The organism is Dysgonomonas sp. 521 (assembly GCF_010501055.1).
GTDB lineage: Bacteria > Bacteroidota > Bacteroidia > Bacteroidales > Dysgonomonadaceae > Dysgonomonas.
Genome location: NZ_QVMO01000188.1, coordinates 2,901 through 4,880, shown reverse-complemented (window position 1 = coordinate 4,880; position 1,980 = coordinate 2,901). Strand labels below are relative to the sequence as shown.

Below are 1,980 nucleotides of genomic sequence, written 5' to 3'. Positions count from 1 at the left end.
TGATGGCTCCTTAATTTATCGTTAAATCTCTCCGTAAAGGTAAAAACTATATAAATCTTGTAAAAGATGAGGCAGACCGAAGGCTTACGATAAAAGAAATAAGAGATGCAATAAAAGAATAGAATGCATGGTAATAAACAAAAGAAACATCCTATTAAAGCCTCTACTTAAAGAAGATATGCCTTTATTTGAGGAATGGCTCAATAAAGGCTATGTTTATAAATGGCTCTGTCCCGATGGAGAAGAACAACGCAAAGCTTGGTTAGAAGAAGTTAACAACAAAGACGGCAAGTACAATTTTCTAACCCACTTTATTGTCTACCACAACGAGCGTAAAATAGGCTACTGCCTTTATGCTGACTGTTTCTTTCTGAAAGATTTAGAAGAGGAAGGGCATGATTTTGAAAGCTTATATGGGGATGTAACAGAGAAAAACCATACCTTTGAAATAGGTTATCTGATTGGGGAAGAGGAGTATCTGAATAAAGGCATCAGCAAAATTGTTATTCAGCAGTTAGAAGAAAAAATCACAGCTTTAGGCGGACGTGAGATAACAGCAGACCCTTCGGAAGAAAACACTTTCTCCATAAAGGCACTATTAAGTAATGGATTTATGAAAAAGAAAGACGGAGATTATAGAAAAGCAATAATATGAATGCCGATTTCATAAACATAACACCCGAAAACCTTGCCAACGAACATCTATGCTGTATTATCCGTAGCAAAGTAACTCACCCGGGCATAGAAGCAAAGCGACAATGGCTTACTGATCGACTAACCGAAGGTCATGTATTTAGAAAATTGAATGCAAAGGCAACAGTTTTCATCGAATATGCTCCGCTCGAAACAGCTTGGGTTCCCATCGTCGGCGACAACTACATTTATCTATATTGCTTGTGGGTCTTGGGCGATTACAAAGGGAAAGGATACGCTAAATCATTGTTGGAGTATTGCGTGGCTGATGCCAAAGCGAAAGGTAAATCAGGCATTTGTATACTCGGATCGACAAAGCAAAAGGCTTGGCTTTCTGACCAATCGTTTGCCAAGAGGTTTGGATTTGAAGTGGTTGATACGACTGATAACGGCTATGAATTACTTGCACTCTCTTTCGACGGTACAACACCGAAGTTCGCACAAAACGTTAAGATACAAGAAATAAACAATAAAGAACTGACTATTTATTATAGTATGCAGTGTCCGTTTGTCTATCAAACCATTGAAGTGTTAAGGCAGTATTGCGACACGCACGATATTCCCGCCTCCTTAATTCAAGTGGATACACTGCAAAAAGCGAAAGAATTGCCTTGCGTTTTCAACAACTGGGCGGTGTTTTATAAAGGACGATTCGAGACGGTGAATCTGTTGAGTGTTGAGAACTTAAAGAGGATACTCAAAAAGTAGCAAGAATAGGACACTCCATCTCTTTCCTTCCGACTACCTTTGCCGATTATGAACATACAAGAAAGCAGCCGCATAGAATACCGTGCACGTATTAACCGGGTGATGGATTATATCGACCAACACCTCGACAAGCCGTTGGAGTTAAAAAGCATCGCCGACGTTGCCAACTTCTCCCCATTTCATTTTCACCGGATTTTCTCTTTCCTGATTGGCGAAACGCCCATCGACTACATCCAACGCCTACGAGTGGAGAAAGCCGCATGGAAACTCCGCGAAGCTGTTCCTGAGACCATCACTGAAATTGCCTACGGTTGTGGCTTTGGAAGCGTTTCTTTATTCAGCCGGACTTTCAAAAAACACTTCGGCATGACGCCCAGCCAGTTCAGCAAAGCCGATAAACCCGTCTATTCGCAAAACGGAAAGCTGTTTAGCAAGAATGGACAAATGCTCCGCAAGAATTTGAAAAGCGATACAGGCAAGAACACCGACCTTTGTATCGTCGAATCAAATCAATTTTATTTTATGAAAGCAAACATTGAAGTAAAGGAAATGCCTGAAATGAAGGCAGTGTATGTGCGC

The 1,980-nt window shown here is 40.8% G+C and carries 3 protein-coding genes; all 3 read left to right on the top strand.

Annotation, left to right across the window (positions count from 1 at the left end):
• Positions 1-127 precede the first annotated feature (127 nt).
• Positions 128-655: a GNAT family N-acetyltransferase gene (locus D0T84_RS21960; protein WP_163310052.1), complete on the top strand. Its 528-nt coding sequence runs from the start codon at positions 128-130 to the stop codon at positions 653-655.
• On the top strand, positions 652-1,401 hold the full coding sequence (locus D0T84_RS21955) for an N-acetyltransferase (protein ID WP_163310051.1): 750 nt from the start codon (positions 652-654) through the stop codon (positions 1,399-1,401). The genes D0T84_RS21960 and D0T84_RS21955 overlap by 4 nt, the downstream gene beginning before the upstream one ends.
• 48 nt (positions 1,402-1,449) lie before the next feature.
• The coding region (locus D0T84_RS21950) for a helix-turn-helix domain-containing protein (RefSeq protein WP_163310050.1) at positions 1,450-1,980 on the top strand (531 nt) is incomplete at its 3' end.

Coding starts and splice junctions, on each gene's coding strand:
- D0T84_RS21960 (WP_163310052.1), top strand. CDS start 128: ATGGTAATAAACAAAAGAAACATCCTATTAAAGCCTCTACTTAAAGAA.
- D0T84_RS21955 (WP_163310051.1), top strand. CDS start 652: ATGAATGCCGATTTCATAAACATAACACCCGAAAACCTTGCCAACGAA.